This is a genomic window from Anaerotignum sp., assembly GCF_045122575.1.
Taxonomy (GTDB): domain Bacteria; phylum Bacillota; class Clostridia; order Lachnospirales; family Anaerotignaceae; genus Anaerotignum_A.
In genome coordinates, this window is the sequence record NZ_JBGVHV010000127.1 from 1 (window position 1) to 2,627 (window position 2,627).

Consider the following 2,627-nt stretch of genomic DNA (forward strand, 5'->3'; position numbering starts at 1 on the left):
CCTTCGTTGAAGTCGATGAAACGAGACAGCTGGTTTTTGATGCATGCTACGTTGTGGTCGATGGTTTCTACTGTCATCATTTTACGCATGTCAGCTTTGCCGGAGGGGTCACCGATCATTGCTGTACCGCCGCCTACCAGACAGATGGGTCTGTTGCCGCATCTCTGCATGTGTGCCATAGCCATAACTGTCAGGAAATGACCAACGTGCAGGGAGTCTGCTGTGGGGTCGATGCCGATATAAAATGTTACGCCGCCTTTTTCAAAAAGGGCTTTGATTTCTTCTTCGTGTGTCAGCTGTTCGATAAAACCGCGTTCTTTTAATACTTCATAAGCATTCATGATTCATTCTCCTTTGTTTTTTATAAATGTTTTATTTTCAGCGAGGATCTGTGTAAAAAATAACGGGTTTTCTATCCGAAAGGACGAGAAAACCCGTGGTACCACCTTAATTCATGTTTATCCAAAGACAAACATCTTCTGTCCCTGATAACGAAGGGAAACCGTCATGCCATTTCCTGCATAAAGCTCATGAGGCGTAATAAACAAAAACTGTGCTGCAGATCTTTCACCGACCGATCTGCTCTCTGCGGCTGTAACCAGTTTTGCCTGAAAACTCAATCATCGCTGTTTTTCAGTATTTATGAGAGAAATTCTATCACATGGATTTTTGAAAGTCAAGAGAAGTTGCCAGCTCAGCGATACGAATGATCATTTCTACGGCTTTTTCCATGGATTCCACAGGAACGAATTCAAAATTGCTGTGGAAATTGTGGCCGCCCGCGAAAAGATTGGGGCAGGGCAGATCCATAAAGGAAAGGCGGGCGCCGTCTGTACCGCCGCGAATGGGCCGGATCAGGGGCGTGATGCCGCAGTCCAGCATAGCCTGTTTTGCCAGGTCTACGATTTCCATGTGAGGTTCGATCTGGGAGATCATGTTATAGTACTGGTCTGTCAGTTCCAGTTCGATGCAGTTGTGATGCTCTGCATTCTTTTTATCAACGATGGACTGGATGAGAGCTTTTCTGTTTTCAAAAGAAGCTTTGTCGAAATCTCTGATGATGTAATCCAGTTCTGCGTAAGTGGTGGTGCCTTCGAAAGAGCAAAGGTGGAAGAAACCTTTGTAGTCTTCGGTTTTAGCGGGGATCTCATCTGCAGGCAGCAGGGCTGCGATTTCTGCGCCGATCAGAGCGGCATTCACCATAATATTTTTGGCATAACCGGGGTGTACGTTTTTCCCGTGGATTTTCACAAGAGCGCGTGCAGCATTGAAGTTTTCGTATTCCAGCTCGCCAATACGACCGCCGTCTAAGGTGTAAGCAAAGTCTGCATTGAAAGATGCAACATCAAAAAAGTCTACGCCTCGGCCGACTTCTTCATCAGGGGTAAAGGCGATACGAATGTCACCGTGAGGGATCTCGGGGTGGGCGATCAGATACTCCATAGCTGTCAGGATCTCGGCAATACCGGCTTTGTCATCTGCGCCGAGGAGCGTTGTGCCGTCAGTGGTGATCAGCGTTTGGCCGATGTAATTTTTCAGGAAGGGGAATTCTGCAGGAGAAAGTACTCCTTCTTTTAAAGGAATATCATTGCCGTTATAGTTTTTTACAATATTAGGCTGGATGTTTTCGCCGGATGCATCGGGGCTGGTATCCATGTGGGCAATAAAGCCGATCACGGGAGCGGAAGGTTCATTTCCGGGGAGTGTTGCGGTAACGTAGCCGTATTGATCCACAGAAACTTTTTGCAGGCCGATGGATCGACATTCTTCTGCAAGGAACTGCGCAAAGTCTAACTGAATTTTTGTGCTGGGAAAAGACAAAGCGTCATCTTCGGAAGTTGTATGGTGCTTGATATATGTCAGAAAACGTTCAGAAACAGAACTCATAATGGATTCTCCTTTCGGTATGTTTGAATGAAATCTGCATTATTGTAGCATGGATTTCATAAGAAAGCCATATACAGAAAAATAATTTTCCGGTATATATAATGTAGGAAAAATTAAAGCGAAAAAAATATGAAAAAAGTTTAAAAAAGGGGTTGACAGTTTTCGACTTTTACTGTAATATCTATATCACCGCGAGCGACACGGAAACATGACGAAGCGGTTGCTGAAAAGAAGATTTAAAAAAGAGTAAAAAACCTCTTGACAACCGGTGGACGGTAAGATATAATAGTCAAGGTCGCTGCTCAAGAAGAGGCAACTGAAACGCATGGAGAGATGTCCGAGTGGTTTAAGGAGCTGGTCTTGAAAACCAGTGATTCCGGAAGGGACCGTGGGTTCGAATCCCACTCTCTCCGCCAACTAAATACATTTTGAACTGAGAGCACTTATATGGAGAAGTACCCAAGTGGTTGAAGGGGATCGCCTGGAAAGCGGTTAGGTCGTTAATAGCGGCGCGAGGGTTCAAATCCCTCCTTCTCCGCCATTTTTATTGTCTAAGTTCGAAATGAGCTGAAAAAGTTCTTAAAAAAGTACTTGACATTAAAATGAAGATTTGATAAAATAATCTTCGCTGCTGAAAAAGCAGATTGATCCTTGAAAACTGAACAATGGATATGAATAACACACAACCCATAGTCAATTCAAGCAAACGGAAACGAATGCTAAATGACTTTTACCGGTTT

Annotated in this window: 2 protein-coding genes and 2 tRNA genes; 2 read left to right on the forward strand and 2 right to left on the reverse strand. The window is 44.3% G+C overall.

All coding sequences use genetic code 11. The annotated features are described in order from the left end of the window. The coding region (gene tyrS / locus ACJMLT_RS06430; RefSeq protein WP_405728283.1) for a tyrosine--tRNA ligase at window positions 1-341 on the reverse strand (341 nt) is incomplete at its 3' end. 316 nt (window positions 342-657) lie between these two features. Further along, window positions 658-1,890, reverse strand: coding sequence for a peptidase T (pepT, locus tag ACJMLT_RS06435; protein ID WP_405728286.1), 1,233 nt, complete (start codon window positions 1,888-1,890; stop codon window positions 658-660). A gap of 324 nt (window positions 1,891-2,214) precedes the next feature. On the opposite strand from pepT, the gene ACJMLT_RS06440 reads away from it, so the two are divergent. Both ACJMLT_RS06440 and ACJMLT_RS06445 read left to right on the forward strand, forming a co-directional pair. Continuing rightward, window positions 2,215-2,303 (forward strand) — tRNA-Ser (locus ACJMLT_RS06440). 33 nt (window positions 2,304-2,336) lie between these two features. Next, window positions 2,337-2,428: transfer RNA gene (locus tag ACJMLT_RS06445), tRNA-Ser, on the forward strand. The last annotated feature ends 199 nt before the right edge of the window (window positions 2,429-2,627 follow it).